Below are 26924 nucleotides of genomic sequence, written 5' to 3'. Positions count from 1 at the left end.
GTATCAAGAAGATCAGTCTTCTTGAGGCGTTTCATTGATTTGCACCACGCAAATCCCCCACAGATCTTTTTTAATGCACCTGACGAGCAAGTTCTTTGTTATCCTATCCGCCAGGGTGCCAAATATACCCGGAGACCGGTGCTTCTGGTTTTTATCTCTTCAGCATGTTTTGCACAAACCCAGTCGCGCAGCCCTTTGAGATCATCGGGATGGGGATTTCGGGGGGATCGTCCGCGGGAACTGAAATAATCGCATACCGGTATAGCTGTCCCGGGGAGGAGATCGAGCGGTTCTGTCTGGGAGTCCATCGGGATCACACCCGCAGAATTATTTCACACTGAACCGGTCAAGGTCGCAGTTTCTCACGGCCATGTAGGTCTGACCCCGGTTGTCTGTCATCATGTCGGGTTTTATTCGTTCTGGTTCTTCTGGCGGTGTCTGGTCATCAAGACACATGCTCGTGTTGTGCCGGTAAGGCTGAAGGCATAAGCACATAGTTTGTACTTGCAGTATATACTTAAAATAATTTCTATATAGTTTTTCGGGGATGTACCGGCGCTGTTTCCGGGCGGCTTCATTATCGGGCGGGCAGATTCCCGGATTCCATTACGCCGGAGACCTATCGACGGGAGAAGCCCTGAACAGGTAGAAAATATACGAGCCAAACCCGGAGAGTATTCCCCCCAGCAGGACAAAAAGAATGAGGGCTGCGACAGTGACCAGTACGTTCCCGTACCCTGCTATCGTGCCAGAATAGGGGATTAACTGATGAGAGAGCAGACTGAGAAGCTGTGCCACCCACATCACCTCAAGAAGGATCCCTATCATAACGCCGGAGATAAATCCGGCAAGGAAAGCCTCATTTCTGTTACGTATCGATGAAAAAGAGAGCCATGCAGCAAAAACCCCCCAGCCTTCAAAGATAGCTATTATGAGAAACGGATAGGTAGCGTTCCATGCTACTACTTTCATATCGGTGGGAGGGAGATTACCCTGTGCAAATGCCCTGATAAGAAGGGTGTTGACCAGAACCACAAGGACAATGGACTCTCCTCCGATCGCACCCGCGATCAGCCCGCTTTGGTTTATCGGGTTTGTGGTCAGTTTCGAAGTCAGTCGGTACATGATCTTCACGGGTACGATACGTTTGGTTGCCAGCTCACGGTATCTGTGCTAGCTGGATATTCGGGCTATGCCCGGGCACTATCAACATAGTTATTTTTCAAATGTATATATTTATTTGAAAACCTCTATTGTTACGATTCTTTTCAGGCACTCGCAAGGAAGATCATGGAGAGCGCTACCAGAGCTCCTGCGATAAGGAAAAGAAGGTACGAAACTTCCGAATATTCCGGTGCGCTTATCATGAGGACACACCCGATGATTGCGAGCAGGAATCCCAGAAATATCTGGATGAGCGGCCCGTCCAGGTTGAGCATGTTCGATGATGAGGTATAGGTCATTTCCCCTCCCTGATTTTGGCCCTGTTTTTTTGGATCTTCATTTACGGTGGTCCGTATGTACGCTGTTGTGTCGTTGCCCGATCCGGGCTATTTATACCGGTACCCTTCGGGAAATCCTGCCCTGGTTGCGGGAAGATCTCTTCGATCCAGAGCCCGATCTCATCCCGCACCCGCCGGTAATCTGCAAGAGTTTCGTCAGGTGGTTTCCCGATCTCCTGGGGGCTGACGAAGTTCCGGTGAATAAACCTGTCCCCTCCCTGCAGTACTTCCTGGGCCGTCGTACGGACATTATCGCAGAGAGTGACTACGTAGTCATACTCCTGATTCCGGTACTGATAGAGGGAAGCAGGGGTGTGGCCGGAAATATCGATATTTATCTCCTGCATGACCCTGATTGCGCCGGGGCGCACCCGGATCGGTGCAATGCCTGCTGAACAAACGCTGTATTTCCCGGCGCCTTTCTCACGGAGAAACCCTTCTGCAATGGGCGACCTGACCGAATTAAAAGAGCAGACAAAGATAACCGTCTGATTTTTCGTATCTGCTCTCACGTATTCACCGCTTTTGATATTCCACCGGACTATTATCTTAAATTCATATACAGTTTTTCGACATAAACTATGCAGTTATATATACGAAGAAAAAGAAAACAGAGTTGAGCATATTTATCATATCACTCTATTCGTGAGGTGGAATCAGGATGGAAATACGCCGGGTACAGATGACCGGGGGGTCATCGTTTGTTGTTACGCTGCCCAAAGACTGGGTGCAGGAAATGCGGATTAAGAAAAACGATCCTGTCGGGTTGATTGCGCAGCCGGACGGAACGCTGCTGGTCACGAAGAAAACCACCGATGAGCCGATCCAGCGGGTCAAGGAGATCGATATCGGGCATATCACGGACCCCTCGTTTCTCTTCCGGATCCTGATTGGGACATATATCACCGGGTTTACCGCGATCCGGATCAGCTCGAAGCAGCGTTTTCCCCCGTTTGTCCGGACCGTTGTGCGGGATTTTACCCAGATGACCATCGGGCAGGAGGTTGTAGAGGAGACGGACACTCTCATTACGATAAAGGATCTCCTCAATCCCGCTGAGATGCCCTTTGACAACACCATCAAGAGGATGTTTGTCATCGTAAGAAACATGCACGAGGATGCGATTACTGCACTCGAGACGCACAACCACACCCTTGCCAGTGACGTGATCAACCGGGATATGGACTCAGACCGGCTTAACTGGCTGATCGCCCGCCAGACCAACATGATCATGCAGAACCCCTCCCTTTCAAGGAAGATGGAGGTCCCGGTGGGCATGGCCATGTATTACCACCTGATCGGCAAGATCATCGAGCGGATCGGGGATCACGCCGTACGGATTGCAGAGAACGCCCAGCCGGTGCTGGATGCCGATCTCGATCCAAAGGTTGTGGCAGCCCTCAAGAAAGCCAGTATCCTTTCCATGCAGATCTTTGACAAGAGCATCATCTCATTTTTCAATGCGGATATCCGTGAGGCCCACAAGACCATCGAGTCGGTCTCGGCGCTGGAACATGTCTGCGGGGACATCAGCAATATGGCGTTCAAGCAGGACACCATCGCGGCGATCTCGGTTGGCTATATCTCCGAAAGCATACGGAGGGCCGGAGAATACTCAGCAGATATCTCCGAGAACGTGATCAACTACATTGTGGAAGAAGACCAGTCGCTGCGCCGGAAATCTTCCGGAAAATAACGTTTTTCCTGCCTGCAACAATCGCATCAAATTGGCTGCAGGCATTTTCCTTTTGGATGGATCGGGATGAAGGCAAGATCTCTCCCCCAATTTTGTGCATCTCCGGGGAAACCGGCTCTTTACGTTTCGGCAATTTTGCCAGGAATGAAATAGGCTTTTACCCGGTCAAGGAGATTCTCAGGTGCGGGCGTACCGGTCCCGGTCCGGCCGGAAAATGACTCCTTTACTACAGGAGATGCCGGGGCCTTGTATGCTTTCTTCTTTTTTATTGCCATATTATGCCTCCTGTTCTTCCCAGCAGGGAATGCACAACCCGGTCTTTTTTGTATAGAGGTAGTCCATCTCATGAATACGGGAATTGCACCGCACACATCTCATCGCAGGAACCGGGGGTGGCGGCAGGTTCGGGGACTCCGGTTTTTGTGACCGCTTCCCTCGGAGCATACTCTGCTGCCGGAGCTGGATGGAGCCCCGTGCGAGCGGTTGTTTTTCCTGTACCGTTGCCCAGCCCGGAATTTCATAAACGCCCTGTCCTGTCCGGGTGCGCCGGTAGGGTGCTCTCAGGCTCTCTTCAACTTTTTTAATCTGTTCCTGGTGGATTCGGTATGAACTGATCACGGGAATCGCTCCGGAAGAGGAATACGTGCGTTCTTCCGATCAGTATTTTGTCTTCAAACTATATAGACTTGGTGAAAAAATATATATTTTTGTACCTTTCCGGCCCGCCAATATCAGATATAACCCATTTTCCGGAGGACAAGTGCGATGCCAAAATACGCAGCAACTATGAGCAGATCAGTTCCGAGTTCTGCGGTGATAAACGGGTAGTCTCCGGAAATACCGGCATGGTAGACAAGAAAACAGCGGTACCCGATCCAGCAGATCAACGAGATAAGAAAAAGGTAGCCGATACCAATCCCGATGCTCCAGGTAAGGGCGAGCGTGTCCATAGTCCGGGCTACAAGGGCAGCCGGTTCCCTGCTGCCCTGATCCTGTACAGTCATTTCATGAGATTGTGTCTGCATTTGTTACTCACTCCTTGTTTAGAGATACTCTGAAAACACGTCCCGGTACAACCGGCGGACGTTCTCGTCTGTTGTCACCATCGCGGGAAATCCGGAAAATTTGTCGGCCCGGGCCACGTCCCGGGCGAGCCTGAGCCCGTACTGGCTCCGGGAGAGAAACCACCCCTCGTCTTCGTAATAACGGGAGAGGTACTCCTGCTCCCACTGCCCGGGTGTCGGGATAAAGAGCCCATTTTTTATTCCTGCCTCGGCGATATCCATCATGGTGGTATACCCCGAACGACAGATAATAAACCGGGCCCGTGACATGAGCCGGGATTTTTCTTCGCCGGATATGAACGAGTAGATCTCCGTTCTATCATCCAGGATTTTTTTCTGGTCAACTGAGGGTTTTCCCAGCAGCACCACTTTTTTCCCGGGGAGATGGGAAACCTGCCTGAGTAAGATCTTTTCAAGAGCCGTCCGCTGGGGCTCCATGCCGGAGATGACGACAAGATAGTCAATATCTTTTTTTGTCGGTTCTTTTTTCACGCTTGCCAGAATTCCGCAATAATAGATCCTGTCGCGGAGGCTGGGAACAAGTGTGGTGCGGGAGAGTTTTCCTGCGAGGGCTTCCTTGTCTGGTTCATTGTCCGGCACTACAATCCGTTCAAACTTGGAAAATGCATCCGCCTGTATGTACACCCCAAGCAGTTCAAGCGGCCAGGCAATGAGGGGCAGGCTCTGGTGGAGTTGGTGGGTGATCTGGATCGACGGGATCCTGTCGGAATAGACGCCCGATCGCGAATCACTGATGATGAGATCGAACGCATTTTGCGAAAATATTTTTTCTGCCTTTCTGCGCTCTGAAACATAAGCGTTAATGAGTGTGGGAATGTATGCCGTATAGGTTGGCAAAAATATCATGCCGTTGTTGTGGGGAACCGGGTAGTCCTCGAACAGGATAAAACTGCATTCCGGGCATTCCCTTTTAAGAAATGCAAGGGCATTTCCGCTGGCACCAATAGTGACCTCGTGCCCGCAACGGAGCAGTTCGCGGATAATGGGCAGGTCTCGCGATGCATGGCCAAGCCCCCAGTTTAAGGGAGATACAAATACGGATCCCATCTGTTTTTCACCTTCACAGATTGTTTAGATCGCAAGTCTCCGTTCATCGGATCCAAGGAATGTCCAGGTTACCGCAACCGGCAGGCGGATCGATCGAACTGCCTGAGACTCTGCCCGGATCGAAAACGAATGGATCTGTGTCTCGCACATCTGCAGGCATGCAGCAAGAAGGGACCGGGTCACCCGGGCAACCTCCTCGCTCTCCTGCCATTTCCGGTCGGTCCGGATGCAGGTATCCAGAAAGGCGAAATGTCTTACTGCATGCCTGGCCAGGTACGCAGCCCCCTCCCCAATCCTTTCGGTGAAGAGGGGGTGGAGGATCCACCGGTCCGGTGTATCCAAAAGAGAGTTACGGAAACAAAACCCATCCCGCATATTCCGTGCCACATACTCTTCGTACATCGTATGGTTTTTCTGGCACGAAGGGAGAAGAGGCCGGCCGTGCCATGGGTTTCCTGCGTCCTGGAGGAAGTGCATCGCATAGCCGAGTTTTTCCAGCCCTGCCATCTGGTCGGGGACCCGTCGCACGGTTCGGATGGCATCCCGTGTCAGTTCACCGGCAAAGATGGAACAAAGCGGCATGTAATGGCGTATCTTCTCCAGCGTTCCCCACCGGTCCGGCACCATTATGCTCGAACAGAGCACCTCCCGCTGGGAACGGGAAAGTCCCATGCGGAGCGCTGCAATATCGGTGAGGTCAAGATGTGTCGTTTCTGTCCAGTTCTCAACAGTGCGGACCATGTGAATAGAGTTTCTTGATTAAGTATATACTAAAATCATAAAATATATATAGATTTCTTCATCGAAGGCATAACCTGTGGCGAAATCACACAAACGAGATCACGAGCCAAAAGGGATTTTGGACTGGCCGTTCTCTCCTGTCAGCGGGTGCTGATGAAGAAACCCCGAATGAAAAATCGTTTTTAAAAGAACGCCGAGGGGGAGATTTGAACTCCCGAGGCGCGAAGCGCCAGTAGCTTTCGAGGCTACCGCCTTCCCGGGCTAGACTACCTCGGCACCGGTTTTTAGATTATTTTCTTTGCAATGCCACTAATAGTTATCTCTCTTCTTTCGGCCTATACGGGGTGGTGCACAGAGATTGCATGCAGATCCCCGGCTTAAAAGAAACCACAAAAATGGAAGTGATATTTTATCCGGATCTATGCCATGGGGGGCATAGCCGGCTTGTTCTGGGTGATCATCATGTCGTCCACGCGGATCAGCATGATGGCCGTTTCGGATGCACTCTCAATAGACTGGCGCTTTGACCGGAGCGGTTCGATGACGCCTTCCGCTGCCATATCCACGATTTCCCCGGTATAGACATTGAGTCCTGCACTCTTCTTGCCCTTTGCATGGGCGTTCTTGAGTGCAACGAGCTTGTCAATGGGGTTGTAGCCTGAGTTCTCTGCAAGGGTGCGGGGGATTGTCTCGAATGCCTTTGCATACCCTTCGATTGCCAGCTGGACCCGGCCCCCGACGGTTTCGGCGTACTCCCGGATTTTCATGAGAAGTTCGGTCTCGACTGCACCGCCACCAACGACAAAGGTTCCGTCCTCGATCGCGTCCATAACAACGCGGGTTCCGTCAACCACTGCACGCTCGAGCTCGTCGAGCAGGTAGTCGCTTGTACCCCTCAGCAGGATGGTGATCGTCTTGGGGTTCTTGCAGCCTGAGATCCTGGTGACATCGATATCGTTGTCCTCTTCGACAACCTCTGCATGGCCGAGATCCTTTGCGGTCAGGTCGTCGGGCTTGTTCACGATATTTGCACCGAGTGCCCGGGCAGCGTACTTGAGGTCTTTTTCGGGGACGTCCTCAACTGCATAGATGCCGTTCTTTGCAAGGAAGAACTGGACCGGGTCTGCGATACCCTTCTGGCAGAAGACCACGTTTGCGCCGGAATCCACAATCGCGTCAGCGAGTTTCTTTAAGGTTGCCCGTTCCTGCTCGGAGAAGGCCGCAATCTGGTCGGCACTTGAGATCTTGATCTTTGCCTTCACCTGGGTTTTTGTGATTTCCAAAGGAGTTGCGATAAGTGCGACCTTTGCCCCGGAGACCTTCTTTGGCATGTCTTCGCTTACGCGTTTCTTGTCAAGGATCACTCCACGGACAAGCTCGGCATCGTCCATGGCCCGGCCCTTCTGCTTCTTGATCATTACATCGTCTTCATCAGCGAGGTACTTGCCGTTTGTCTTCTCTGCAATGGCCATCACGGCGTCAACGATGATGCCGTCGAGTTTTCCCTTGACCGATTCGATGGACTTTCCGGTGATCGCAGTGTCAGCGATCTTTACAAGGGTTTTCCGGTCCTTGGGATCGACCTTGTGCGAGAGTGACACGGTGATCTCGAGTGCCTTTTCCATGCCCAGGCGGTAGCCCTGTGCGATCACGGTCGGGTGAATACCCTGCTCCAGGAGGTACTCTGCCTGTTCCATGAGCGAGCCGGCAATGACCACCGCGGTGGTGGTCCCGTCGCCGACTTCGTCGTCCTGGGTCTTTGCCACTTCGATGACCATCTTTGCACCGGGGTGCTGGACCGAGATCTCCTGGAGGATGGTTGCACCGTCGTTGGTGATAACAATGTCGCCGGTTGATCCGACGAGCATCTTGTCCATGCCGCGGGGGCCAAGGGTGGTCCGGACCGCTCCGGCAATCGCTTTTGCGGCCATGATATTCGAGCGCTGTGCCTCCTTGCCGGTATTACGGTCTACATTGTCTTTGAGAATGATGATTGGTTGACCAGATAACATAGGTGATCCTCTAATGCTGTAAAAGGTGGAATTGAACTTCTATATATATCATTCTGTAAAGGGTTCTGTTGCGTCTGCGGCGAGCCGATCAGGATCGCGGGCATCGATAAAAACAGACTGCTGATCGCGCAATGGGATTCCTGTAACTCTTTGATCAGAAAAATGTGGTTAGTCGATCCTTGATATCTTGAAGAGCGAGTAGACCGGAACCCCGTCAATATCCCTGATGCCGCGCTTATCGAAGATAACCCAGATAGCGACCGGGACTGCCCCGTGCTTCTTGAGATATTTGACAACTTCCCTCATCGTGTTTCCCGATGTGATCACATCATCGACAATGATGCAGCGTTCCTTTGCCACAGGTGCAAAGTTCCCGCTGATCGAGCCAACCGGGTGCTCGCTTGCGTTCTGCTTGGCAGGATGATAGATGGCAAGCTGTGCAGCCTCCTGGACCGAGATTACCGTTGCAAGAGGAATCCCCGAGAGGGCAATGCCCACGATCACGTCTGCAGATGCTGCGGCCGGGTCTTTCTGTGCACCGTAATACCGGTTCAGCAGCATGAGGGCAATCCCATCGAGCAGGGGTGCCTGGCTGCTCACTGCGGTCCAGTCAATATGAACGTCTTTTGGTGCTGCCGATCCGCCATTTGCCTGGGTCAACAGCCAGGTCACCGTTTCCATGGAGAGTGAGAGCTCGTCTGCAATCTGGCCGGGGCTGTGACCCTCGGATAAAAGGAGTTTTGCCCGGGCAATCAGATCGTCAAGGGAAGACATGAAAAAAGATTTGTGGTAATCTATTTAAGTTTTCGTTTGATTGTTGCGCCGCAGACCGGGCACTCGCCGTCGGTCTTGTAGTAACGGCCGCAGCCGCTGCACCGGTACTTCCATGCGATCGGTTTTGCCGCCCGCTGCCGGAGCGGCTGCACCGTAATTTTGAGGGTTGCCGCCACGTTCTGGATCGCAAAATCGTCAGTGAGGATCGTGGCAGAAAGGCCAAGTGCAAGCGCAAGCACGTCGCAGTCTGTCGCCGATATCACCGGAAGATCACCGGTTTTTCGTGCGGTCTCCCTTACCCGGAGAAGATCGCCGGCCTCCGGGGCCTGTACCCGGAGCCCGGCTGCAACAAGCAGGTCGTACCGGCATTTGCTTTTGAGGTCCAGAAGCTCATCCACCACCAAAGGTGTAGTGTAGCACTCGCCCTGCACCGGGTAATCCGCAAAAAAGACCGAGGAATCAAGGATGCATTTTGTGCCCTTTTGCCCTATGATGTCCTGCCCTGTCATTTACTTCCTGATGGCAGACGCAATACAATCAGCAGCCGAGAACCAGCTGCAGGCCCGCTCGATTGTGTCGCTGCAGGAGATCTCTTTTATTCCGCTCGCCTTGAGGCGCACATATGCTCCGCCGATCAGGACCCCGTGAACACAGGCAGCGTAGACCTCAGTTGCCCCCTGCTGGTACAGCATGCCGGCAGCAGTGACAATGGTACCGCCGGTGGAAATAATATCATCGACAATAACCACGGAACGGGATGCGGAAGAGAGATTCTTGGGTGCAATCCTTACCTCTGAGCCGGAAAGCCGGGTCTTCTCCAAGCTGTCGCAGTCCCAGCCTCCCGCAGCTGCAACGCCCTTTGCAAAGGAGAGTGCCCCATCGTCAGGGGCAAGGATAAGCGGGTTATCAAGGCCGAGGGAACTGATGTATGCCCCGACATCCCGGGCAAGTGAGAGGTTCTGCGTGGGCACGCCAAAGTATTTCAGCACGTCCGGCTCGTGGATGTTGACCGTGATGCAGTCGGCTACATTCCGCCCAAAAACGCGGGCAATTGCACGGGCGCTGATCGGTTCGCCATCCTTGAACTTCTTGTCCTGGCGGGCGTAGGCCATGTACGGAAGGACGAGATGGATGTCTGAACCCTCACAGGCGTCGATCAACAGGAGCAGCTGGACAAGGGCATCATTGTCGGTCACACTGCCGACAATGACGGTCTCATCGTCAAGTGCGCCCGCTGCAAGGTACAGCTCGCCATCCGGGAACCGGGCGAATTTCACATCGGCAGTCGCTGCGCCCAGGGCTTCCGCGATCCGGGCGGCAAGGACCTGAGATTTTTCCGTGCTGATCACTTTCATGGTAACAGACCTGTCCCCGGGGGTGAGAGGAACGAGCTTCCTGCCTTACTATTACACCCTGCTGTTCGTATTATTTTTGCCCTGCTTTCATTGATTCTCTAATGTGAGTAACAGCATATGTTGCAAACTGCTGAAAGTACTTAAACTATCATGCGTCAAGATATATGCACACTGAAGGGTAAAAAGGGGTTTAATTTCCAATGGAAAATGCAAAACCAGAAGAACCGGTTCAGGAGATCAATGCTCCAGGGTCCCCCCAGCAGGAATCCGCTGTTGCAGGACCGGCAGGAACCGGGCCTACGGCACCGGCCCAGGCTGCACATCAGGTGGAGGGAGCATCCTCCCAGATCGAGGTTCCGCCCAAGCTCATTGACCAGGTGATCGGCCAGGAGCGTGCGGTCGAGGTTATCCGGAAAGCGGCAACCCAGCGCCGTCACGTTATGATGATCGGGAGCCCGGGGACCGGCAAGTCGATGCTTGCCAAGGCAATGGCCGAGCTCCTGCCAAAAGAGGAGCTTCAGGACATCATGGTGTACCCGAACTCCGATGATCCCAACAACCCTATCATACGGACCGTAGCGGCAGGCCGTGGCAAGCAGATCGTTGCTGCCCACAAGATCGAGGCCAAGAAAAAGGTCCAGTTCAGGAACACCCTTCTCCTGATCCTCATCATCGGCATCATTGGATATGCGTTTATCACCATGCAGTGGCTCATGGGGATCATCGCGGCCGCGTTTGTCTTTATGGCGCTCCGGTATACGATGCCCCGCGAGGAAGCGATGGTGCCCAAGCTGCTTGTTGCAAACGATGTGAAGAGCAACGCACCGTTCATTGACGGGACCGGCTCGCATGCCGGGGCATTGCTGGGCGATGTACGGCATGACCCGTTCCAGAGCGGCGGCCTTGAGACTCCTGCCCACGACCGCGTGGAGGCAGGGGCGATCCACCGTTCTAACTGCGGGGTACTCTTCATCGATGAGATCAACACGCTTGATCCCCACTCCCAGCAGAATCTCCTGACCGCACTCCAGGAAGGGGAATTTCCTATTACCGGCCAGAGCGAGCGCTCGAGTGGTGCCATGGTCAGGACCGAGCCCGTCCCCTGCCGGTTTGTGATGGTCGCAGCCGGCAACCTTGATGCAATCCAGGGTATGCACCCGGCGCTGCGGTCCCGTATCCGCGGCTATGGGTACGAAGTCTACATGGCCGAAAGCATGGAAGACACACCGGAAAACCAGCAGAAATACATCCGGTTCATCGCTCAGGAAGTCAAGAACGATGGGAAGATCCCGCACTTCGATAAGAGTGCCATTGACGAAATTATCCGCGAGGCCCGCAGACGCTCCAACCGCAAGGGTCACCTGACCCTGAAGCTCCGTGATATGGGCGGCCTGATCCGGGTTGCCGGTGACATTGCCCGGCAGGAAGGGGCAACGCTGACCACCGCGGCCCATGTCATCACAGCAAAGAAGACGGCCCGGTCGATCGAGGACCAGGTTTCCGATGAGGTTACCCGTCACCTCCGTGAATACGAGATGACCGTGGTTGAAGGGACCCGGGTCGGGCGGGTGAACGGCCTTGCCGTCACCGGCAGCGACGCCGGCTCGGTCCTGCCCATTATGGCTGAAGTAACCCCTGCGATCGGGAAGGAAGGCGGTGAAGTGATTGCCACCGGTCTCTTAAAGGAGATTGCGCAGGAGTCCATCAAGAATGTCAGCGCCATTCTCAAAAAGTTCACCGGCAAGGATGTGAAAAATATCGATATCCACATCCAGTTCATCGGCACGTACATGGGTATAGAGGGAGATTCTGCATCCATCAGTGTGGCAACCGCTGTAATCAGCGCGATCGAGGGAATACCCGTCCGGCAGGACCTTGCCATGACCGGGTCGCTCTCTGTCCGGGGCGATGTGCTCCCGGTTGGTGGCGTTACCTACAAGATCGAGGCTGCGGCAAAAGCCGGGATCAAGACCGTGCTCATCCCGAGGATGAACATCAACGATGTCCTGATCGAAGAACAGTACAAATCGAAGATAACGATCATCCCGGTTGACACTATCGATGAAGTGCTCAAGCATGCGCTTGTCCCCGAGAACATGGACGGCTTCCTCTCCAAACTCAAGAAGATGGCAGTCCGTTCCACCTCGGCCTTTGCCGAGGCCCCGGTGATCAATACAACCACGGCATGACCGAACCCTCCGGCATCCGGTACTATGACCTGCGCCAGGTCCGCGGCCAGTCGACCCACATTGACGTGGACAAAGGTGTGATCGAGTCAGCCGGTACCGTTTTTTTCAACAAGGCTGTGATCCGGGTCCTTGGTCCCAAGGGATGGGGAATTCTTGAATTTGACAATTATTCCCATGAGCCCGGCAAAAAATTCAACGAACTGCTGGCCTCCGCCCGGAAGCTTGCGCACCTTGCCGATGATACCGTCAACCTGGGTGATGGTCCCCGGACCCTGCGCCCCGTCCCGCCGGTAAAAGAAGATTGCCGTGACGTGGGAATCGAAGAGAAAGCCTCTCTCCTCCTCGCCATAGAAAAAGCCGCAGACCAGCCGCTTGTGACCAGCCGGCGTGCAAATTACCTCGAAAGAATTGAGAACGTCTGGTTCCTGGACAGCTCGGAAAATGAGTTCCGGTACGAGATCTGCCGGTCGGGGTTTTCCGTAATGGCCGTAGCATCCCGCAACGGGACGGTCCAGATGGGGTACGAACCGGATCACACCATCCATGGCTTCAACCTGAGGCACCGGGAGGACATGGGCAGGAAAGCCGCTACAACCGCGATTGCCCTGCTGGACGCCGGTGCAGCAAAAGGCGGGAAGATGCATGCCATCCTGGATCCGGAACTGGCCGGGGTTTTTGCTCACGAAGCCGTGGGTCACGCAAGTGAAGGCGATCTTATTGAAGAGGGCAATTCCGTTCTCAAAGGACGGACCGGAGAGAAGATCGGTGACGACCGGCTCACGATCGTAGATGATCCCTCCCTGCACGAGTTCGGCTTTGAGCCCATTGATGCGGAAGGGATCGCTTCGGGCAGGACCGAGATCATCCGGGCCGGGAAAGTGAATGCATTTCTCCACAACCGGCAGACGCTTGCCGCGGTAGGAAACGGTATCGCCGGCCATGCCCGTGCCATGCCCGGGGAACCCCCGCTCGTCCGGATGAGCAACACATTCATCGAGACCGGCGACGCAACGGATGATGAAATTTTTTCAGAATGCAAAGACGGGATCTACCTGGTTGGCTCGCGGGGCGGCCAGGTTGACCCGGGCCGGGGTGTCTTCCAGTTCAACGCGGAGTACGGTTACCTTATCGAGAACGGGGAACGCACAAAGATGGTCCGGGATGTTTCCCTTTCAGGAGAGATCCTGACAACGCTCCACGGGATTACCTTGTGCGGCAAAAAGAGGATCATGCACCCGGGGTATTGCGGGAAGGGCGGGCAGAGTGTGCCGGTGAGCGACGGGGCCCCGCTGGTGCTCCTGCGTGATGCGGTGGTGGGTGGCAGTGGCGTGGATTGAGGAGTTATTCCGGCAGGGCGAAAAGAAAGTTGACGAGCTCGAGGTATACCTGTTCTCCGGTACATCCGTATCTGCCGATCTCAAGCAGCGCCGCGTGAGCCTCTGCTCCTCTTCTGTCGAGTCCGGCCTGTGCATCCGCACCATCCATAAGGGACGGATTGGCTCTTCAAGCACCAATGACCCGTTGCAGTGGGAGGCATGCCTTGATGCGGCTATAGCCGGGGGCCGGCTCGCCACGCCGCAGGTGTGGAACGGGCTGCCTGACCCGGCTGCACTTCCCAAAACGGATTTTGCCTGGGATCCCGGTCTTGTTGTCGATCCGGCAACAGCCCAGGAAATGCTCAACGGAATGCTGGAAGGGGCGACAAAATACCCGGATGCCACGGTCACTTCGGGGGGAGCAAGTGTGGGGACCGGCCAGATTACGCTCGCCAACAGCCATGGTGTCCACTACACAGCCCGACAGTCGGATCTTTCGCTTTCGCTTGAGATGATCAGCGGCCAGTCCACGGGATATGAATTCGACCATGTATGTTCGAAAGCGATGGCAGACCCCGTGCATGTTGGGGAGCAGGCAGCGTTCCTTGCATTCCGCTCCGCGGGCGGTAAGGATATCCCCTCGGGAGAGTATGATATCGTCCTCTCTCCTATGGCGTTTGCTGATCTGCTCTCAGGAATCTTTATCCCGGCGCTTTCCGGGCGCAATGTGCTGCAGGGCAGATCGAAGCTTGCCGGGAAGATCGGAGAAGCGGTTGCCTCGCCGGGCCTCTCTCTCTTTGATGATCCGCACCGGAGCAATGCTGCCGGGAGCACGTGGTTTGATGCCGAAGGTACACCTACGCAGAGGATCGATTTTATAAAAGACGGAGTGCTTTCCGGCTTTGCGTATGATCTCAAGACTGCGTACCGGGCCGGCGTGCAGTCCACCGGGAGTGCCGTTCGGGGTGGGTTTGCCGGTCTTCCTGCAATCGGCCACCACAATTTGATCGTGGACGGGAAGCGTGATGCGGTATTTGACGAACCTGCAATCTATGTCCACAGCGTTGTGGGTGCACACACGGCAAATCCGCTGAGCGGAGATTTCTCGGTTGAGATGTCCAACCCGTTCCAGGTCAGGGACGGCGAACTCACAGAACCGGTCCGGGGGGCGATGCTCACCGGTAACTTCTTCGATCTTCTCCATAATGTTGCCGCTCTGGGAAAAGAGAGCCGGGCCGTAGGATCCTATATCCTGCCGCCGGTAAGAATTAATAAGGCACGGGTCATTGGTAAATAACTATGAGCGATATTCTCCTTGCCGTTGTCCTGATTGTCGCCATACTTGCCATCGCGTATTACCTGATTAAAAAAATGGCCGTGCTGGTGATCAATGCAGTTCTCGGCCTCATCCTTTTGTTTTTCCTGAATTTCCTCCACGTCATGCAGTGGGTGGGCCGGCCCGATCTCGGGTATGACCTCCCGACGCTTCTTGTCTGCGGTGTCGGAGGCCTGCCGGGTGTGCTCGTGCTCGTGCTGCTCAATATTTTCGGTGTGACGATCTAAATAGGCCTCTCCGATCACCGCGATTTTTTCTGGGATTCTAGTGCGATCTCATTTCTGTATGAGGATTAATCCGGGGAACCGCGTGTTGGGTATATTGTTCTAAGATAAGACGGCTCATTTTGCAAAACTCAAAAAGTTATATTTAATAATCATAAAAAGTTAACGTAATAATATAAACAATGATCCGATCCATCGCTGACGTATCATTAAAAGGATTGGCTCAGAAGGATACGAAAAGGGGTGTAGTCTTTCTGTCGGCGAATGACGATATGTTACCTTAGGATACCATTGCAAGAGGAAAAATAGTTAATAAAACACAAGTAGAGTTGTAATAGTGAAATATAATCTTACTTGCCTGGCGTTGTTGCTCATACTGGTACTTCTGGTCAGCTCCGCCGGTTGTATCAAACTCGCGCAGAACGCTCTTGCGGGAGAATCTGCCGGGAGAATCACAGAATCCCCCTCTGGTTCTTCTGGTGTCGTATCTCCGGGTTTGTCAACATCCGTTTCGGGGAGCGTCCCCTCTCCTCAGGCAACAAACTCAGTAACAGAGTTTTCTCCCGCACAAACACCGAGTGAGTATGTGTTCCCTAATGCAACCCCTATCAACGGGACTGCGCTCGACTATCTATCCTTCCTTAACCAACCACCTGAATTTACCAAGACGTACACCATGAATGGCTACCCTGTCGGACTTCTGGTAAATGTTCCGCAAGGACCGTTGTATATTGTCTTCACAGTCTCCCCGGAAAATGATTGCCTCAAGGATCCGGATTCCTGTCGGGGTTCAGTGACTGTTCCAGTAAACCGCCCGTACATGACGATCACCGTGGTTGACAACACAACCGGCAAGGTTGTTGCGGAAGACGGGTACGGCGGGCTATACAGTTCGAACACCGGGGGGAATGTCAATAATAATGGCTGTGGCAGTGGCCAGAGTTCGGTCAGTAACACCTACAGTTGGGCTCCCAACGATAATGTCTGTCAGCAACCCGGACCACGATACATCCCAGTATACAGGGTAGGACAATTCCAGATCATTATGAACGGGATGTATTGCAGTGCTACGGTCTCTATAATCACCGGTCCATCGATCACCAATTCATCGTCGGTAATGGCAACGCCATCCCCTTGAGGTTCCGGTATGAGTCCTGAATTCCAGTCTTTATCGGAAAACCTCGGAACATCTTACCGGAAAACCATTGCCGCGTTTTCCCAGCATTCAGCCCGGGGCAGCCTGCTCCTTGTTTCGACAGGGCTTGCATCGGCGGCGACCGGTGTCGGTGTCCTTTTTGTAGATCTGCCCATTCTCCTGATGGGCATCCTGTCTGTTGTCTCACTGGCCGCACTGATCCTTTTTGTAGCCGGTGTACGGGCGCGTTTCTTCCCACCTCATGATCGGCCGATACAGGAAATTACAGAGCCTGCAGGTTCGAAAATGGCAAAAGGAGGAAAAATCTCCGGTCTTCCGGCGCCGTGTCTTCGGTTGGTCCGGCTCTTGGGGAACCGGACCGACCGCGGCGATGCGGGGATCCTTGCCATTTTTATCGTAGCAGTCGCGACGGGGTATACTGCACTCTTTGTGGATCTGCCGCTGGCACTCCTTGTGGCCTCTGGTCTCATTTCGCTGGTCATGCTTGTGACTGTCGGGCTTGCAGCCGGATTCAGGTTTATCCCGGAAAAGATGATGGCGTTGCTGCCAGAGAGCCGGCAGTACGGGATTCCTATCCAGAACCCAACCGGTCAGTCTGCTCGGACCTTTGCCCTCACCCCCTTGGAACCGGGAGGAGATCTCCCGGAAAAACAAAGTACCGCGATCCTTGATGTGTACTGGGTCGAGTCCCCCTTTGCGTATGTCAAACTTGCCCGGCAGGGAAACCTCGGTTTTGTGTACACGGTGGTCGAGCCGGCACTTTCCCCCCGGGAGAAAATTGTCCTCCAGGAGACCTACAACTATTTGCGCGATGTCATTGTCTTTGACAACCCGGAAAAATCCCCTCAGGACCTGCTCAGCCGGGAAAACGTCTGGAAGATCCTTCATGAGAACGATCCCTCGATCAGCCATGAGCGCCTCCCCATTCTCGAGTATTATCTTCACCGCGATCTTTCGGGTTTTGGGATCCTCGAACCGCTCATGCATGACCCGGCGCTTGAAGACATCAGCTGCAATGGGGAAAATCTGCCGGTTTTTGTCTTCCACCGTGTCCATGGAAGCCTGAGAACGAGCGTTACCTTCCGGAAAGGTGAACTCAACCAGTTCGTCCTCAAACTCGCCCAGAAAGCCAACAAGCAGATCTCGCTTACCAACCCGATGGTAGATGCTGCCCTTCCTGACGGTTCGCGGGTCCAAGTCACCTACAGCAATGTCATCTCAACCAACGGCAGCTCCTTTACTATAAGGAAATTCCGCAGCGATCCGATGACTCCGCTGGACCTGATAAAATTCGGGACGTATAACAGCGAGATCCTTGCCTTTCTCTGGTTGGTGATCGAGCACCGGAGAAGCCTGATTATCGCAGGTGGGACAGCAAGCGGCAAGACCTCGACCATGAATGCCCTCTCTCTGTTCATTCCCCTCAATTCAAAGATAGTCTCTCTTGAGGATACCCGGGAGATCCAGCTCCCTCACAAGAACTGGCTGGCTACCCAGACACGGGAGCTGACCATGCCAGGAGCGCATGGGGACGTGGATCTCTTCTCGCTGCTGAAGTCCTCCATGCGCCAGCGGCCCGAGTACATTATTGTCGGGGAGGTGCGGGGCAAGGAGGCCCAGACGCTCTTCCAGGCAATGAACACCGGCCACGCGACGCTCTCCACCATCCATGCCGGCAGTGTCCAGGAGGCTATCAACCGGCTCACCCACGAACCGATCAATGTTCCGCCGGTGATGTTCACCGCGCTCGACATCGTGGTCAACCAGGCAGTATTCACTTTTGGCAGCATGCGGGTACGGCGCTGTTCAGCAATTCATGAGATCTCTGTTGACGATCAGGGAAATATCATCCCGGTCAAACTATTCGAGTGGGATACGGCTAGCCAGCAGTTCCGTAAAACAGGAATGAAGTCGAAAGTTCTTGATGAGATCGCCGCAATGGGAAACTGGTCAACGGAACAGGTGGCAGACGAACTCAGGAGGCGCGAAGAGTTCCTTAAGATCGCCGTTGACGTACCCACTCCGGACATCATTGATCTCGCAAACGCTATCGCAGACCTTGGGGAATGAGATGGCCGTCCCTGCATTTCTGAAACGGGCCGGGGTGTCGCTCCAGAACGCGGAACTTGTCATCCTTGGGACAAACCTGAACCGCGACCTCCGGTCTGCCCATCTATCTTACACTGCTGAACAGTACCTTCGAACGACCCGGATCAACTCCGCTGCCACCACCCTGATCTTTTTTGCATTTTTCGGATTTGTCCAGTTCACCGGCTATGATTTTGGCCTCTTTGCGCTGATTCCCCCGCTCATTTTCTGGATCTTTCTGTTTGCCCTTTGTGTACCGGGAATGTACCTCTTTCAGGTCTATTATCCCGTGATGATCGCACGCGGTAGGAAATCGAAAATCGATCTTGACCTGCCGTATGCAGTCTCGTATATGCAGGCCCTCTCTACCACGATGTCGCCATTCGAGGTCGTAAAGAGGATCTACGAAGAGAAAGCGATGTTTAATGAGGTCTCGCTTGAATTCGGGCAGGTGGTTCGGGACGTAGAACTCTTCGGCGACGACCTGATCACCGCGCTACACAATCTCCAGAAGACCACTCCCTCACCTCTGTTCCGGGATTTCGTCAACGATCTCGGGGTGGTTTATGAAAGCGGCGGTGATATTACCGCGTACCTCTCTGCAAAGACCGAATTCTTTCACGAACAGGCCAAGAGGGAACTTGACCTGCTGCTTAAGACCATCGAGATCATGGCGGAGGTCTATGTCTCGGCCTTCGTGGCGGGCCCTATCGCGCTCATTATTATGATCGTGGCGCAGGGAATGACCAGCGCTGCGACAATGACCTGGCTTGTTCCCTTCATGTATCTCGTCATCCCGGTAGGGGCTATTATTATGATCTGGATGCTTTCGCTCATGCTGCCCCCAGAGAACCTGGAAGTTACCAGAAGGGAGATGGCCGATACCGGATTGAGTTTCGGGATTTCGGCCGATGAGTATCCTTTTCAGGAAGACCAAGCGTTTCTCCGGTCCCTCGAAGCCAAACGGCAGGAGCGCCGGATCTATAACCTGCTCCGGCATCCGTTCCGGACCTACATCTCCAACTACAATTACAGCCTGATCGCGGGAGTCACATGTGCCGGGATATTCGCCCTCACACTTGCATCCGGTGGCATGAATGCCCTCTTTCCGAAGAACGCGTATGAAGGCGGCGTCTGCCTGATTGCAATTGGCTTTATGGCCCCGGTTTCCCTTGCGTACGAAGGACGGCGTTGGTACGTGATCAATGTCGAGAATAACATTCCTGAGTTCCTGCGGGAACTTTCCGATATGATCGATATCGGCCTGACGCTGCCGGATGCGATCCACCGGATCTCAAATGCGAAGCTGGGCCTGCTGAGCTCGGAGCTCGCGATCGTTTCCCGGGATGTCAGTACGGGGGCGTATGTCAACTCAGCACTTGTCCGGATGGAAGAGCGGATTGGTGTTATCTCGGTCAAACGTGCCATATCGCTGCTCGTGAAGGCAAGCGAGGTCACCTCGAACCTCAGGGACATTTTCGTTATCGCCATTACGGATTTTGAGCACTACCTCAAACTCAGGAGCGAGCGGGCCAACACTGCCATCGTCTACGTGATGATCATCTACCTCTCGTTTGGGATCTACCTCTACACGGCGTACCAACTCAACGGGCCCTTTATGTCCAGTTTTTCCTCGTTCAATCTCAATTTTAATATTGCCCAGAACGTGACGGAGATGTTTGATATCGCGATCGCCCTCGGCCTCTTCTCCGGCATCATGGCCGGCCAGTTCAGCTCAAACAGCATCCTAGCAGGGTTCAAGCACAGTATTGTCCTACTCGCGGCAGCAGTGGCCATGTTCGTATTTATCGTGTGAGGTGGGAGATGACACGGCAGAAAAACAGTAGCAGAATTCAGGCAGTTTCGGAAGTGGTTGGTGAGATGCTTATGATCGCTCTCGTGTTGATCCTCGCTGCGGTTTTTACCTCCCAGCTTCCCAATTACCTGCCTTCTGAAAGAAGTCCGTCGGTTACGATCATGATGAGTGACGGTACTTACGGGCCCGGAAACATCACTTTCTGGCACAAAGGCGGCGATTGGGTGAAAGTAAATGCGCTCAAGGTCATTATTTCGGACCCGTCAGCAGATTTTTATGGGCAGTTTACTTCTGCAAACACTACCGGTTTCATATTTGTCCCGGATCCCGCAGAATCGAACGATACCCAGTCATTTGATCTCGGTAGTAATATCACCGTTATTTCCGATTGGACTCTGGACAATAATGCAACAGTTACGCTTGCCACGGACCGGGCCGTGCTCTTTTCAGGTGTCGTCAGTGGTGGGCAGCCATGAAAGATGATGCAGTTGCTCCGATCATTGCCGTGATGCTGATCCTTGCAGCGATTGTCACGTTCTATTCTCTCTGGAATGCAATCTATGTTCCGTCAATGAAACAGTCCGCAGAGATCGACCACCTCCATAATGTCGAGACCTCTTTTGTGCGGTTCTCATCAGATCTCTATTTTGCAGCCTCATCTCATCAAGATCACCTTAGTTTCAGCGAGCCGGTTCCGCTTGGCGGGGGGGATACCTTGGTCAACGAACTCAAATCGAGTGGAGCGTTGCAGGTACAGGATGAGGACAACCCGGTGTATACCCTCACATTTGCCGATGAAAATGGCGATCTTCTCCCTGTCGTGAATGGAACCATGATCAATTTCTCCTACGAACCGGTCAGCAATTTCTGGCAGAATCAGGGATACATGTGGCAGTACGGCTACACTAATGTGACCAAAAACAGAGGGACGCTCTCGACGCCTCTTGACTATTACAATATGACCGATATATTCAATGGTGTCAATGCCACGGGTTCGCCGCTGAATGAATTTGCATCTTCATTAGGGGGTGCCGGGTATACGCCAAACCTGACCGCGGGGGCAGGGAACTGCTCGGCTATCTCTCTTATTGTAGTTAATATCAGCGCTTCCTCCAGGAACTCTATCAGCAGCAACGGGTACGGGTTCCTGACTCTGACATCAACTGCAACACCGGTGATTTTGCAACCAATTACAGGCATTGCAATCAGCTCGGATGGGTCACCATTCGGCAATATATCAGTAATAGCCTTGAATGCAAGCCTCACTGATGTAATGAGCAGCTGTCCTTATAATGTTGGATATATTTCTCAGCCTGATCCTCCCTATTCCACTCCCTATTATACTCTGACCAATCAGACTTCCACCCCCCCAAACGTTAACCTCACTATTATGCAGGTGACCGTAGGGGCTCACTGACTTACTTTTTTGTCGCAAACTACCCAGTGTTCCATGGGAGTCATTTTTTCAGGATCTCAACATCTCCCTGCTCCGCCGCGATTCCCTCGGCTTTCTTGCCGGGGTCTCGCTAGGCGAGTGCGGTTTTTCCGGTTTTTATCCTCATCGCCGTGCCCCGCCAAGGACGGATTCCTTGAGGCAGGAGGCATCGCCTGCGGGAGAATGGGGGCAGCAGCCCCTTCATACCCTCCAGATCCCCAGGCCCTTGCCACATAGCTCTAGAACCGTCTGGGGCATGTGTGAGCAATGCCGGAAAACGATCGCCCCGCCCCATCATCACGATCTGCCACCCCCACCGAAAAAAAATTAATTGCCCCCTGCCCCCACTGTGTGCCCTGAAAAAAAATTGGTCGGACTGACCGATCGCAAAAGAGATTGCCGCGACTTTCTCTGTTCACATGGTCGGGAGCCCTGTTTCCGGAAAAAAGTACGGGTCGCATTCTTAAGGATTCTCCCAAAAATGCGTTTTAAGAAGGGATAATCCCGGGAAAAGATGCCCCCCTCATAAGGATCCGCGATCATTCTACGTTGATGAGCTTGTCAAAGAGAATAACCCCTCCCGGGGTATAGAAGATCCTGATTTCCACAACAGAGCCTTGGCCAAAACCGGAATTCTCCAGGTCCGCAATGTTGTTGACTCCGAAAAGGTAGTCCAAGCCCGGATTATCGACGGGGGAATTCCCGCTGCCACACACCTGCACAGCGGTTGTCAGGCTCTGCCCGGGAGTAAGAACTGCGGATGGATCCCCGAACCAGAGGGGATTTCCCCCGGTTGAACTGCTGATAACCGAGCTTATCGGGTTACTTCCTGGTAAAACCAGCACACCGCTGTACTGGCCCGCACAGCGAATTGCGACTTCACCGCTCAGGTTTCCTGCAAAAATTGCTCCTGTATTGTTGGTAAATGTGGTCGTGATTTTGAGATCCTTTGTCGGCAGGGCATCCCCGCTGATCTCGGTGATGGTGATATCCGGGCTATATACTTCAGGCAATGAATTTACCGTCAGTCCCTCATGAGCGTATATGTGCACATCAAACATGGCCGTGGGCGTCGGCCTTGGAGTTTCCATAAATCCCCCGGAGAATCCCGATACAACCGCCGCGATGATGATTGTGACAACAAGCATGAGCATGACCCCGACAACCGGTGAAACAGCATTTGTGCCGTGGTACAGTTTCTGTTGTGAAACCCGTGCATTTTTACTACGGGGCACCTCGAAGGTGCGATTATCATTGTCGGTCATACAGGATCTCCCCATCTCATCCGGGACATTGTCCAACTTTCCGTGTGGGTTATATTTACCTTAATTTTTGATAAAGTAAACCACTCTAATTAAATCTCTCCTCGTTGTTGTATTCACTATTCCTCCCTTCGACCATGGTGTCTTATCTGAATGGGGGTAGGACCGGGCGTGATCAATTCCTCGAAAGATCCAGTCAATCTTTTTTGCATTGGTAAATCCCCTGGGTCTCCCTTGTTTTTCCCAGCCATGCCTCGCTCTCCCGTGCTGCCGCAACCAGTTGCCGGGTATAGGCATCCTGCGGATTATTCAGGATATCCTCAACGGTCCCGTGCTCAACGATCGAGCCCTGGTGCATTACCGCAACCCTGTTGCTCATCTGCCCGATTACCTGGAGATCATGGGAGATGAACAGGAGGGTAAGATTTGTTTTCCTCTGGATGTTTTTGATCAGGCTGAGCACCTGCGCCTGCACCGAGAGGTCGAGCGCTGCGGTGGGTTCATCGGCAACGAGAAATTCGGGATTCAGGGTCAGGACCCGGGCCAGTGCCACCCGCTGCTTCTGACCTCCTGAAATTTCAAACGGGTACCGGTCGATAAGATCAGGGGTGAGCCCGACCAGTTCCAGCAGGCCGGCGATCCGGTCCCCCATCTCCTCTTTTCCCATACAGTTCCAGATCGCAAGCGGCTCTGCCACGCTCTGCCGTACCGTCATGCGGGGATCGAGAGCGGTGTCGGGATCCTGGAAGAGGATCTGCATCCGCGGCCGGAACTTCCGGATCTCTCTCCCGGAGAGCTTTGTCAGATCGGTACCCTCAAATCGGACCGTGCCGCTCGTTGGCTCGATCAGCCTGAGTGCGATCCGTCCAAGTGATGACTTCCCGCTTCCGCTCTCCCCGACAAGGCCCAGCGTCTCCCCTTTTTTAATCGAGAGGGTGACATTATTGACCGCTACGCTCTTTTGCCGGCGGAGAAATCCGCGCGGGTAGATCTTGGTGATCCCCTCAAGATCAATCATACAGGAAACACCTGACCTGTCGGGAATCCCGGGCTGCGATCATCACGGGATGCTCTGCCCGGCACCGTTCCTGTACTGCCGGGCACCGATCCGAGAACCGGCAGCCGGCGGGGAAGTGAGCGGGGGATGGACTTACGCCCGGGATCGGGTGGAGCCCGGCTGAAGGAAGAGAGGCAAGCAGGCCCTGGGTGTAAGGGTGGAGGGGCAGGGCAAGCACTTCTTTTGTCGGCCCAATCTCAAGGATTTCACCGGCGTACATCACGGCAAGCCGGTTACTGAGAAACGCTGCCGCTCCCATGTCGTGCGTGATCAAAAACAGGGTCCGGCCGTTTGTAACCTGGTTTTTAATCAGCCCCAGGATCTGGGTTTTGACCTGTGCATCCAGCCCCGCGGTCGGCTCGTCGGCGATAATGACGCGGGGATTGCAGATAAGTGCAATGGCGATCAGGATCCGCTCCCGCATCCCTCCTGAGAACTCATGGGGGTAGCGGTCGAAAGCCTGAGTGGGGTTCTCAAACCCGAGTGACTCCAGCAGCTGAAGGGTTTTTTCCCGCGCCTCTTTTTGGGAACAAAGCCGGTGGATGAGAAGGGGTTCGGCGATCTGGTCGCCCACTTTCATCACCGGGTTGAGGGCGTTTGCGGAATTCTGGGAGATCATGGCGATCTCGCGTCCCCGGATCTGCTTCATTGAGCGTTCCGGTGCAGCTACCAGATCCTGTCCTCCGTACCGGATGGAACCGGTGATCCCGGCATTTTTAGGAAGAATGCCGATCGCAGCCATGCCCATGACCGTTTTCCCGCACCCGGATTCTCCGATCAGGCAGAGAGCGTCCCCCTCATCGATGGAAAGATCAACTATATCCACGGCCCTGATCTCTTCGGATCGGGTGGAGAAGACGACCTTTAATCCGGTAATGTGGATCAGTTCCATCACATCTGCCTCCGGATATTTCCCTTCAGAATATCCGTTCTGGCCGGATACGTTCATATCCGGTTCACCTCCACGCGGGGATTAAACCTCTCCTCGAAACTGTACCCGATCATCGCAAGGGCAAGGGATATCCCGATCACCGCTATCCCGGGTGGCAGGATCCACCACCAGAGGCCGAGCGCAAGGCCGCCCTGAGAGTACGCGTTTTGGATCATTGTCCCCCAGTCCACGGTCGTGGTGTCCCACATACCAATAAAACTCAGTCCAACGCCCATGAGGAGGAGCTGCTGGGACGAGGACACGAATTTGACCATCACCAGCGGCATGACGTTTGGAAGGATATGCCTGGACATGATCCGGATATCCGAGGCACCGATAGCCCGGGCCCCCTCCACGAAACTGGTCCGGGCTACCGAGAGTACCTGAGCCCGCATGATGCGGATACCGTAGATACTGCCCATCAGGCCCATGAGCAGGCTGACCTGGACGATCCCCGGGGAAAAGAACGTAGTCAGGACAATGAGCAGGACAAACATGGGAATTGGCATGATAACGTCGATGACCCGGCAGGCGATTTCGTCCACGATCCCGCCGTAATACCCGAGCACGATCCCAATGCTCGTACTGATCGTTACGGCAAGGAGGGCCGAGCAGAAACCATAGAGCAGGGTAACGCGGGCACCAAAGACCAGTTGCGCAAGGATATCCTGTCCAACCTGATTTGTCCCAAACAGGTGCTGGTTGTCCGGGGGCTGGAGCGGTTTTCCTGTAATCGCAGAAGGGCCCTGCGGTGCGATCAGCGGAGCGGCCAGCGCAATCCCGATGTAGATGCACAGGACCGCGATGCCAACCCAGAGGAGGATCTTCCTACTCATCGTTCCCCATCCTGATCCGGGGATCGATCATGGAAGATAAGATATCAGCCACGAGCATCGCGCCGATGGTCATAAGGGAGTCGAGGAGGAAAATGCCTTCGAGCAGCGGCAGATCGCGGTTCGTGAGCGCTTCGGTGGTCAGAAAACCTATCCCCGGCCAGGAAAAGACCGTCTCGACAAAGACGTTTCCCATGATGATCGCAGCGCACTGGAAGGTGGTGATGGTCACCATGGGCAGCAGGGCGTTTTTGAGCGCGTGGCGCCAGAGGATATTCCGCTCATCGAGTCCTTTTGCCCGGGCGGTGGTGATGTAGTCCTCCCCGATGACCGCGATCATCGAGTTGCGCATCACGTAGTAGTTCCCGGTGGCTATAAAAAAGGTCATCAGGGCGATGGGAAGGATCGCATGGTACAGCAGGTCGGGGATGGAGAGGCCGGTGGAGAGCACGCTGATACTGGTGTACCCTCCCAGGGGGAACCACCGAAGATAAAAGGCAAAGACCATCACGGCCATGATCGCCCACCAGAACTCCGGAATTGCCCGGATCACGATCATGACATTGAAGATCGCAAGATCCTGTTTTCCCCCGGATCTCCATCCCGACCATGCCCCGATAATTGTCCCGATAAGGATACCGAGAATCGTTGCCGGCACAAGAAGGATCAGTGACCAGCCGAGTTTCTCGGTGATCATGGAAAAGACCGGCTGGCCGTACGCATAGGAATACCCCCATTGCCCGTGGAGGATGTTTACAATATAGAGAGCGTACTGCTGGGTGAGCGGGAGATCGAGGCCGAACTGGTGGCGGAACTGGTCGACTGCTGCCTGAGGGATCTGGTTAGAAAGGGAGAGAAGGTAGTTGGTGATATAGTCCCCGGGCATGAGGTGAAGAAGGAAGAAAGTGATGGTCATGCAGACAAAAAACGATGCCCCGCTGTAACAGATGCGGCGGAGAAGATAGTTTCCGCTGATCATGTGCCGGTGTCACCCTGTCGTTCTTTGTGCCTGTCGCCGGTCATCGTGATAAATCCTTTTTTTTAACGAGAGGAGTCTGGCAGGGTCAGG

28 protein-coding genes and 1 tRNA gene are annotated in these 26924 nt (G+C 54.0%); 10 read left to right on the top strand and 19 right to left on the bottom strand.

Annotated elements, in window-relative coordinates; genetic code table 11:
* Positions 1-327: 327 nt before the first annotated feature.
* The 4 genes from MBOO_RS14025 to MBOO_RS12540 all read right to left on the bottom strand — a co-directional run bounded on the left by MBOO_RS14025 (position 328) and on the right by MBOO_RS12540 (position 2014).
* A complete protein-coding gene (locus MBOO_RS14025; RefSeq protein ID WP_157677707.1) occupies positions 328-495 on the bottom strand; it encodes a hypothetical protein in 168 nt (55 codons plus the stop codon).
* Positions 496-606: 111 nt separating this feature from the next.
* Complete coding sequence (locus MBOO_RS12550; protein WP_012107979.1) at positions 607-1125, bottom strand: hypothetical protein; 519 nt, start codon at positions 1123-1125, stop codon at positions 607-609.
* A 143-nt stretch (positions 1126-1268) separates the two neighbouring features.
* Positions 1269-1463 carry a hypothetical protein gene (locus MBOO_RS12545; RefSeq protein ID WP_012107978.1) on the bottom strand — a complete coding sequence of 65 codons (195 nt, stop codon included), beginning with the start codon at positions 1461-1463 and terminating at the stop codon, positions 1269-1271.
* A 41-nt stretch (positions 1464-1504) separates the two neighbouring features.
* Positions 1505-2014 (bottom strand): arsenate reductase ArsC, encoded by a 510-nt coding sequence (locus MBOO_RS12540; RefSeq protein WP_012107977.1) that lies wholly within the window; start codon positions 2012-2014, stop codon positions 1505-1507.
* 149 nt (positions 2015-2163) lie between these two features.
* On the opposite strand from MBOO_RS12540, the gene MBOO_RS12535 reads away from it, so the two are divergent.
* On the top strand, positions 2164-3198 hold the full coding sequence (locus tag MBOO_RS12535) for a phosphate uptake regulator PhoU (protein ID WP_012107976.1): 1035 nt from the start codon (positions 2164-2166) through the stop codon (positions 3196-3198).
* A 119-nt stretch (positions 3199-3317) separates the two neighbouring features.
* Here MBOO_RS12535 and MBOO_RS14020 read toward each other — a convergent pair whose 3' ends face one another.
* From MBOO_RS14020 to MBOO_RS12490, 10 genes are all read right to left on the bottom strand, one after another.
* On the bottom strand, positions 3318-3473 hold the full coding sequence (locus tag MBOO_RS14020; RefSeq protein ID WP_157677706.1) for a hypothetical protein: 156 nt from the start codon (positions 3471-3473) through the stop codon (positions 3318-3320).
* Position 3474: 1 nt separating this feature from the next.
* Positions 3475-3816, bottom strand: coding sequence for a hypothetical protein (locus MBOO_RS12530; RefSeq protein ID WP_012107975.1), 342 nt, complete (start codon positions 3814-3816; stop codon positions 3475-3477).
* Between the two features lie 113 nt (positions 3817-3929).
* Positions 3930-4223, bottom strand: a complete 294-nt coding sequence (locus tag MBOO_RS12525; RefSeq protein ID WP_012107974.1) for a hypothetical protein — start codon at positions 4221-4223, stop codon at positions 3930-3932.
* Between the two features lie 18 nt (positions 4224-4241).
* Positions 4242-5330, bottom strand: coding sequence for a glycosyltransferase family protein (locus tag MBOO_RS12520; RefSeq protein ID WP_012107973.1), 1089 nt, complete (start codon positions 5328-5330; stop codon positions 4242-4244).
* 24 nt (positions 5331-5354) lie between these two features.
* Positions 5355-6071 carry a phospholipase C/P1 nuclease family protein gene (locus MBOO_RS12515; protein ID WP_012107972.1) on the bottom strand — a complete coding sequence of 239 codons (717 nt, stop codon included), beginning with the start codon at positions 6069-6071 and terminating at the stop codon, positions 5355-5357.
* Positions 6072-6262: 191 nt separating this feature from the next.
* Positions 6263-6347: transfer RNA gene (locus MBOO_RS12510), tRNA-Ser, on the bottom strand.
* Positions 6348-6490: 143 nt separating this feature from the next.
* Positions 6491-8083, bottom strand: coding sequence for a thermosome subunit alpha (gene thsA / locus MBOO_RS12505; protein WP_012107971.1), 1593 nt, complete (start codon positions 8081-8083; stop codon positions 6491-6493).
* 168 nt (positions 8084-8251) lie between these two features.
* Entirely contained in the window at positions 8252-8857 is a 606-nt protein-coding gene (locus MBOO_RS12500; protein WP_012107970.1) for an orotate phosphoribosyltransferase-like protein, read from the bottom strand.
* 20 nt (positions 8858-8877) lie between these two features.
* Positions 8878-9366, bottom strand: coding sequence for an NOB1 family endonuclease (locus MBOO_RS12495; protein WP_012107969.1), 489 nt, complete (start codon positions 9364-9366; stop codon positions 8878-8880).
* Positions 9367-10212 (bottom strand): ribose-phosphate diphosphokinase, encoded by an 846-nt coding sequence (locus MBOO_RS12490; protein ID WP_012107968.1) that lies wholly within the window; start codon positions 10210-10212, stop codon positions 9367-9369.
* Positions 10213-10412: 200 nt separating this feature from the next.
* On the opposite strand from MBOO_RS12490, the gene lonB reads away from it, so the two are divergent.
* The 9 genes from lonB to MBOO_RS13265 all read left to right on the top strand — a co-directional run bounded on the left by lonB (position 10413) and on the right by MBOO_RS13265 (position 21754).
* A complete protein-coding gene (gene lonB, locus MBOO_RS12485; RefSeq protein ID WP_012107967.1) occupies positions 10413-12401 on the top strand; it encodes an ATP-dependent protease LonB in 1989 nt (662 codons plus the stop codon).
* Positions 12398-13738, top strand: a complete 1341-nt coding sequence (locus MBOO_RS12480) for a TldD/PmbA family protein (protein ID WP_012107966.1) — start codon at positions 12398-12400, stop codon at positions 13736-13738. Before lonB ends, MBOO_RS12480 begins: the two co-directional genes overlap by 4 nt.
* Positions 13707-15014: a TldD/PmbA family protein gene (locus tag MBOO_RS12475; RefSeq protein ID WP_012107965.1), complete on the top strand. Its 1308-nt coding sequence runs from the start codon at positions 13707-13709 to the stop codon at positions 15012-15014. The genes MBOO_RS12480 and MBOO_RS12475 overlap by 32 nt, the downstream gene beginning before the upstream one ends.
* Before the next feature lie 2 nt (positions 15015-15016).
* On the top strand, positions 15017-15280 hold the full coding sequence (locus MBOO_RS12470) for a pro-sigmaK processing inhibitor BofA family protein (RefSeq protein WP_012107964.1): 264 nt from the start codon (positions 15017-15019) through the stop codon (positions 15278-15280).
* Between the two features lie 790 nt (positions 15281-16070).
* Positions 16071-16415: a hypothetical protein gene (locus MBOO_RS14015; RefSeq protein WP_157677705.1), complete on the top strand. Its 345-nt coding sequence runs from the start codon at positions 16071-16073 to the stop codon at positions 16413-16415.
* 9 nt (positions 16416-16424) lie between these two features.
* Positions 16425-18503: a type II/IV secretion system ATPase subunit gene (locus MBOO_RS12465; RefSeq protein ID WP_012107962.1), complete on the top strand. Its 2079-nt coding sequence runs from the start codon at positions 16425-16427 to the stop codon at positions 18501-18503.
* Between the two features lies 1 nt (position 18504).
* The gene (locus MBOO_RS12460) at positions 18505-20337 is read left to right on the top strand and encodes a type II secretion system F family protein (RefSeq protein ID WP_012107961.1); all 1833 of its coding nucleotides are present in this window, start codon (positions 18505-18507) and stop codon (positions 20335-20337) included.
* An 8-nt stretch (positions 20338-20345) separates the two neighbouring features.
* Positions 20346-20813: a type IV pilin N-terminal domain-containing protein gene (locus tag MBOO_RS13270; RefSeq protein WP_012107960.1), complete on the top strand. Its 468-nt coding sequence runs from the start codon at positions 20346-20348 to the stop codon at positions 20811-20813.
* Positions 20810-21754: a hypothetical protein gene (locus MBOO_RS13265; protein WP_012107959.1), complete on the top strand. Its 945-nt coding sequence runs from the start codon at positions 20810-20812 to the stop codon at positions 21752-21754. The genes MBOO_RS13270 and MBOO_RS13265 overlap by 4 nt, the downstream gene beginning before the upstream one ends.
* Before the next feature lie 557 nt (positions 21755-22311).
* Here the strand turns inward: MBOO_RS13265 and MBOO_RS13260 are convergent.
* From MBOO_RS13260 to MBOO_RS12425, 5 genes are all read right to left on the bottom strand, one after another.
* Positions 22312-23037, bottom strand: coding sequence for a type IV pilin N-terminal domain-containing protein (locus tag MBOO_RS13260; protein WP_012107958.1), 726 nt, complete (start codon positions 23035-23037; stop codon positions 22312-22314).
* Positions 23038-23230: 193 nt separating this feature from the next.
* Entirely contained in the window at positions 23231-24052 is an 822-nt protein-coding gene (locus MBOO_RS12440) for an ABC transporter ATP-binding protein (RefSeq protein WP_012107957.1), read from the bottom strand.
* A complete protein-coding gene (locus tag MBOO_RS12435; RefSeq protein WP_012107956.1) occupies positions 24045-25040 on the bottom strand; it encodes an ABC transporter ATP-binding protein in 996 nt (331 codons plus the stop codon). Before MBOO_RS12435 ends, MBOO_RS12440 begins: the two co-directional genes overlap by 8 nt.
* The gene (locus MBOO_RS12430) at positions 25037-25858 is read right to left on the bottom strand and encodes an ABC transporter permease (RefSeq protein ID WP_012107955.1); all 822 of its coding nucleotides are present in this window, start codon (positions 25856-25858) and stop codon (positions 25037-25039) included. Before MBOO_RS12430 ends, MBOO_RS12435 begins: the two co-directional genes overlap by 4 nt.
* A complete protein-coding gene (locus MBOO_RS12425; RefSeq protein WP_012107954.1) occupies positions 25851-26834 on the bottom strand; it encodes an ABC transporter permease in 984 nt (327 codons plus the stop codon). The genes MBOO_RS12430 and MBOO_RS12425 overlap by 8 nt, the downstream gene beginning before the upstream one ends.
* Between the last annotated feature and the right edge of the window lie 90 nt (positions 26835-26924).

Origin of the sequence: Methanoregula boonei 6A8, assembly GCF_000017625.1 — an archaeon.
Taxonomy (GTDB): Archaea; Halobacteriota; Methanomicrobia; order Methanomicrobiales; family Methanospirillaceae; genus Methanoregula; species Methanoregula boonei.
Note: the sequence above shows the minus strand (reverse complement) of the source record. Positions and strands in the feature narration are given on the sequence as shown.

Bases quoted from the DNA above. Each gene is read 5' to 3' on its own strand.
- MBOO_RS12545 (WP_012107978.1), bottom strand. From the start codon at position 1,463: ATGACCTATACCTCATCATCGAACATGCTCAACCTGGACGGGCCGCTC.
- MBOO_RS12430 (WP_012107955.1), bottom strand. From the start codon at position 25,858: ATGAGTAGGAAGATCCTCCTCTGGGTTGGCATCGCGGTCCTGTGCATC.
- MBOO_RS12425 (WP_012107954.1), bottom strand. From the start codon at position 26,834: ATGATCAGCGGAAACTATCTTCTCCGCCGCATCTGTTACAGCGGGGCA.
- MBOO_RS12525 (WP_012107974.1), bottom strand. From the start codon at position 4,223: ATGCAGACACAATCTCATGAAATGACTGTACAGGATCAGGGCAGCAGG.
- MBOO_RS12520 (WP_012107973.1), bottom strand. From the start codon at position 5,330: ATGGGATCCGTATTTGTATCTCCCTTAAACTGGGGGCTTGGCCATGCA.
- MBOO_RS13260 (WP_012107958.1), bottom strand. From the start codon at position 23,037: ATGACCGACAATGATAATCGCACCTTCGAGGTGCCCCGTAGTAAAAAT.
- MBOO_RS13265 (WP_012107959.1), top strand. From the start codon at position 20,810: ATGAAAGATGATGCAGTTGCTCCGATCATTGCCGTGATGCTGATCCTT.
- MBOO_RS12490 (WP_012107968.1), bottom strand. From the start codon at position 10,212: ATGAAAGTGATCAGCACGGAAAAATCTCAGGTCCTTGCCGCCCGGATC.
- MBOO_RS13270 (WP_012107960.1), top strand. From the start codon at position 20,346: ATGACACGGCAGAAAAACAGTAGCAGAATTCAGGCAGTTTCGGAAGTG.
- MBOO_RS12495 (WP_012107969.1), bottom strand. From the start codon at position 9,366: ATGACAGGGCAGGACATCATAGGGCAAAAGGGCACAAAATGCATCCTT.
- MBOO_RS12535 (WP_012107976.1), top strand. From the start codon at position 2,164: ATGGAAATACGCCGGGTACAGATGACCGGGGGGTCATCGTTTGTTGTT.
- MBOO_RS12515 (WP_012107972.1), bottom strand. From the start codon at position 6,071: ATGGTCCGCACTGTTGAGAACTGGACAGAAACGACACATCTTGACCTC.
- MBOO_RS14025 (WP_157677707.1), bottom strand. From the start codon at position 495: ATGTGCTTATGCCTTCAGCCTTACCGGCACAACACGAGCATGTGTCTT.
- MBOO_RS12440 (WP_012107957.1), bottom strand. From the start codon at position 24,052: ATGATTGATCTTGAGGGGATCACCAAGATCTACCCGCGCGGATTTCTC.
- MBOO_RS12435 (WP_012107956.1), bottom strand. From the start codon at position 25,040: ATGAACGTATCCGGCCAGAACGGATATTCTGAAGGGAAATATCCGGAG.
- MBOO_RS12460 (WP_012107961.1), top strand. From the start codon at position 18,505: ATGGCCGTCCCTGCATTTCTGAAACGGGCCGGGGTGTCGCTCCAGAAC.
- thsA (WP_012107971.1), bottom strand. From the start codon at position 8,083: ATGTTATCTGGTCAACCAATCATCATTCTCAAAGACAATGTAGACCGT.
- lonB (WP_012107967.1), top strand. From the start codon at position 10,413: ATGGAAAATGCAAAACCAGAAGAACCGGTTCAGGAGATCAATGCTCCA.
- MBOO_RS12500 (WP_012107970.1), bottom strand. From the start codon at position 8,857: ATGTCTTCCCTTGACGATCTGATTGCCCGGGCAAAACTCCTTTTATCC.
- MBOO_RS12480 (WP_012107966.1), top strand. From the start codon at position 12,398: ATGACCGAACCCTCCGGCATCCGGTACTATGACCTGCGCCAGGTCCGC.
- MBOO_RS12470 (WP_012107964.1), top strand. From the start codon at position 15,017: ATGAGCGATATTCTCCTTGCCGTTGTCCTGATTGTCGCCATACTTGCC.
- MBOO_RS14020 (WP_157677706.1), bottom strand. From the start codon at position 3,473: ATGGCAATAAAAAAGAAGAAAGCATACAAGGCCCCGGCATCTCCTGTA.
- MBOO_RS12550 (WP_012107979.1), bottom strand. From the start codon at position 1,125: ATGTACCGACTGACTTCGAAACTGACCACAAACCCGATAAACCAAAGC.
- MBOO_RS12475 (WP_012107965.1), top strand. From the start codon at position 13,707: ATGCGGTGGTGGGTGGCAGTGGCGTGGATTGAGGAGTTATTCCGGCAG.
- MBOO_RS12465 (WP_012107962.1), top strand. From the start codon at position 16,425: ATGAGTCCTGAATTCCAGTCTTTATCGGAAAACCTCGGAACATCTTAC.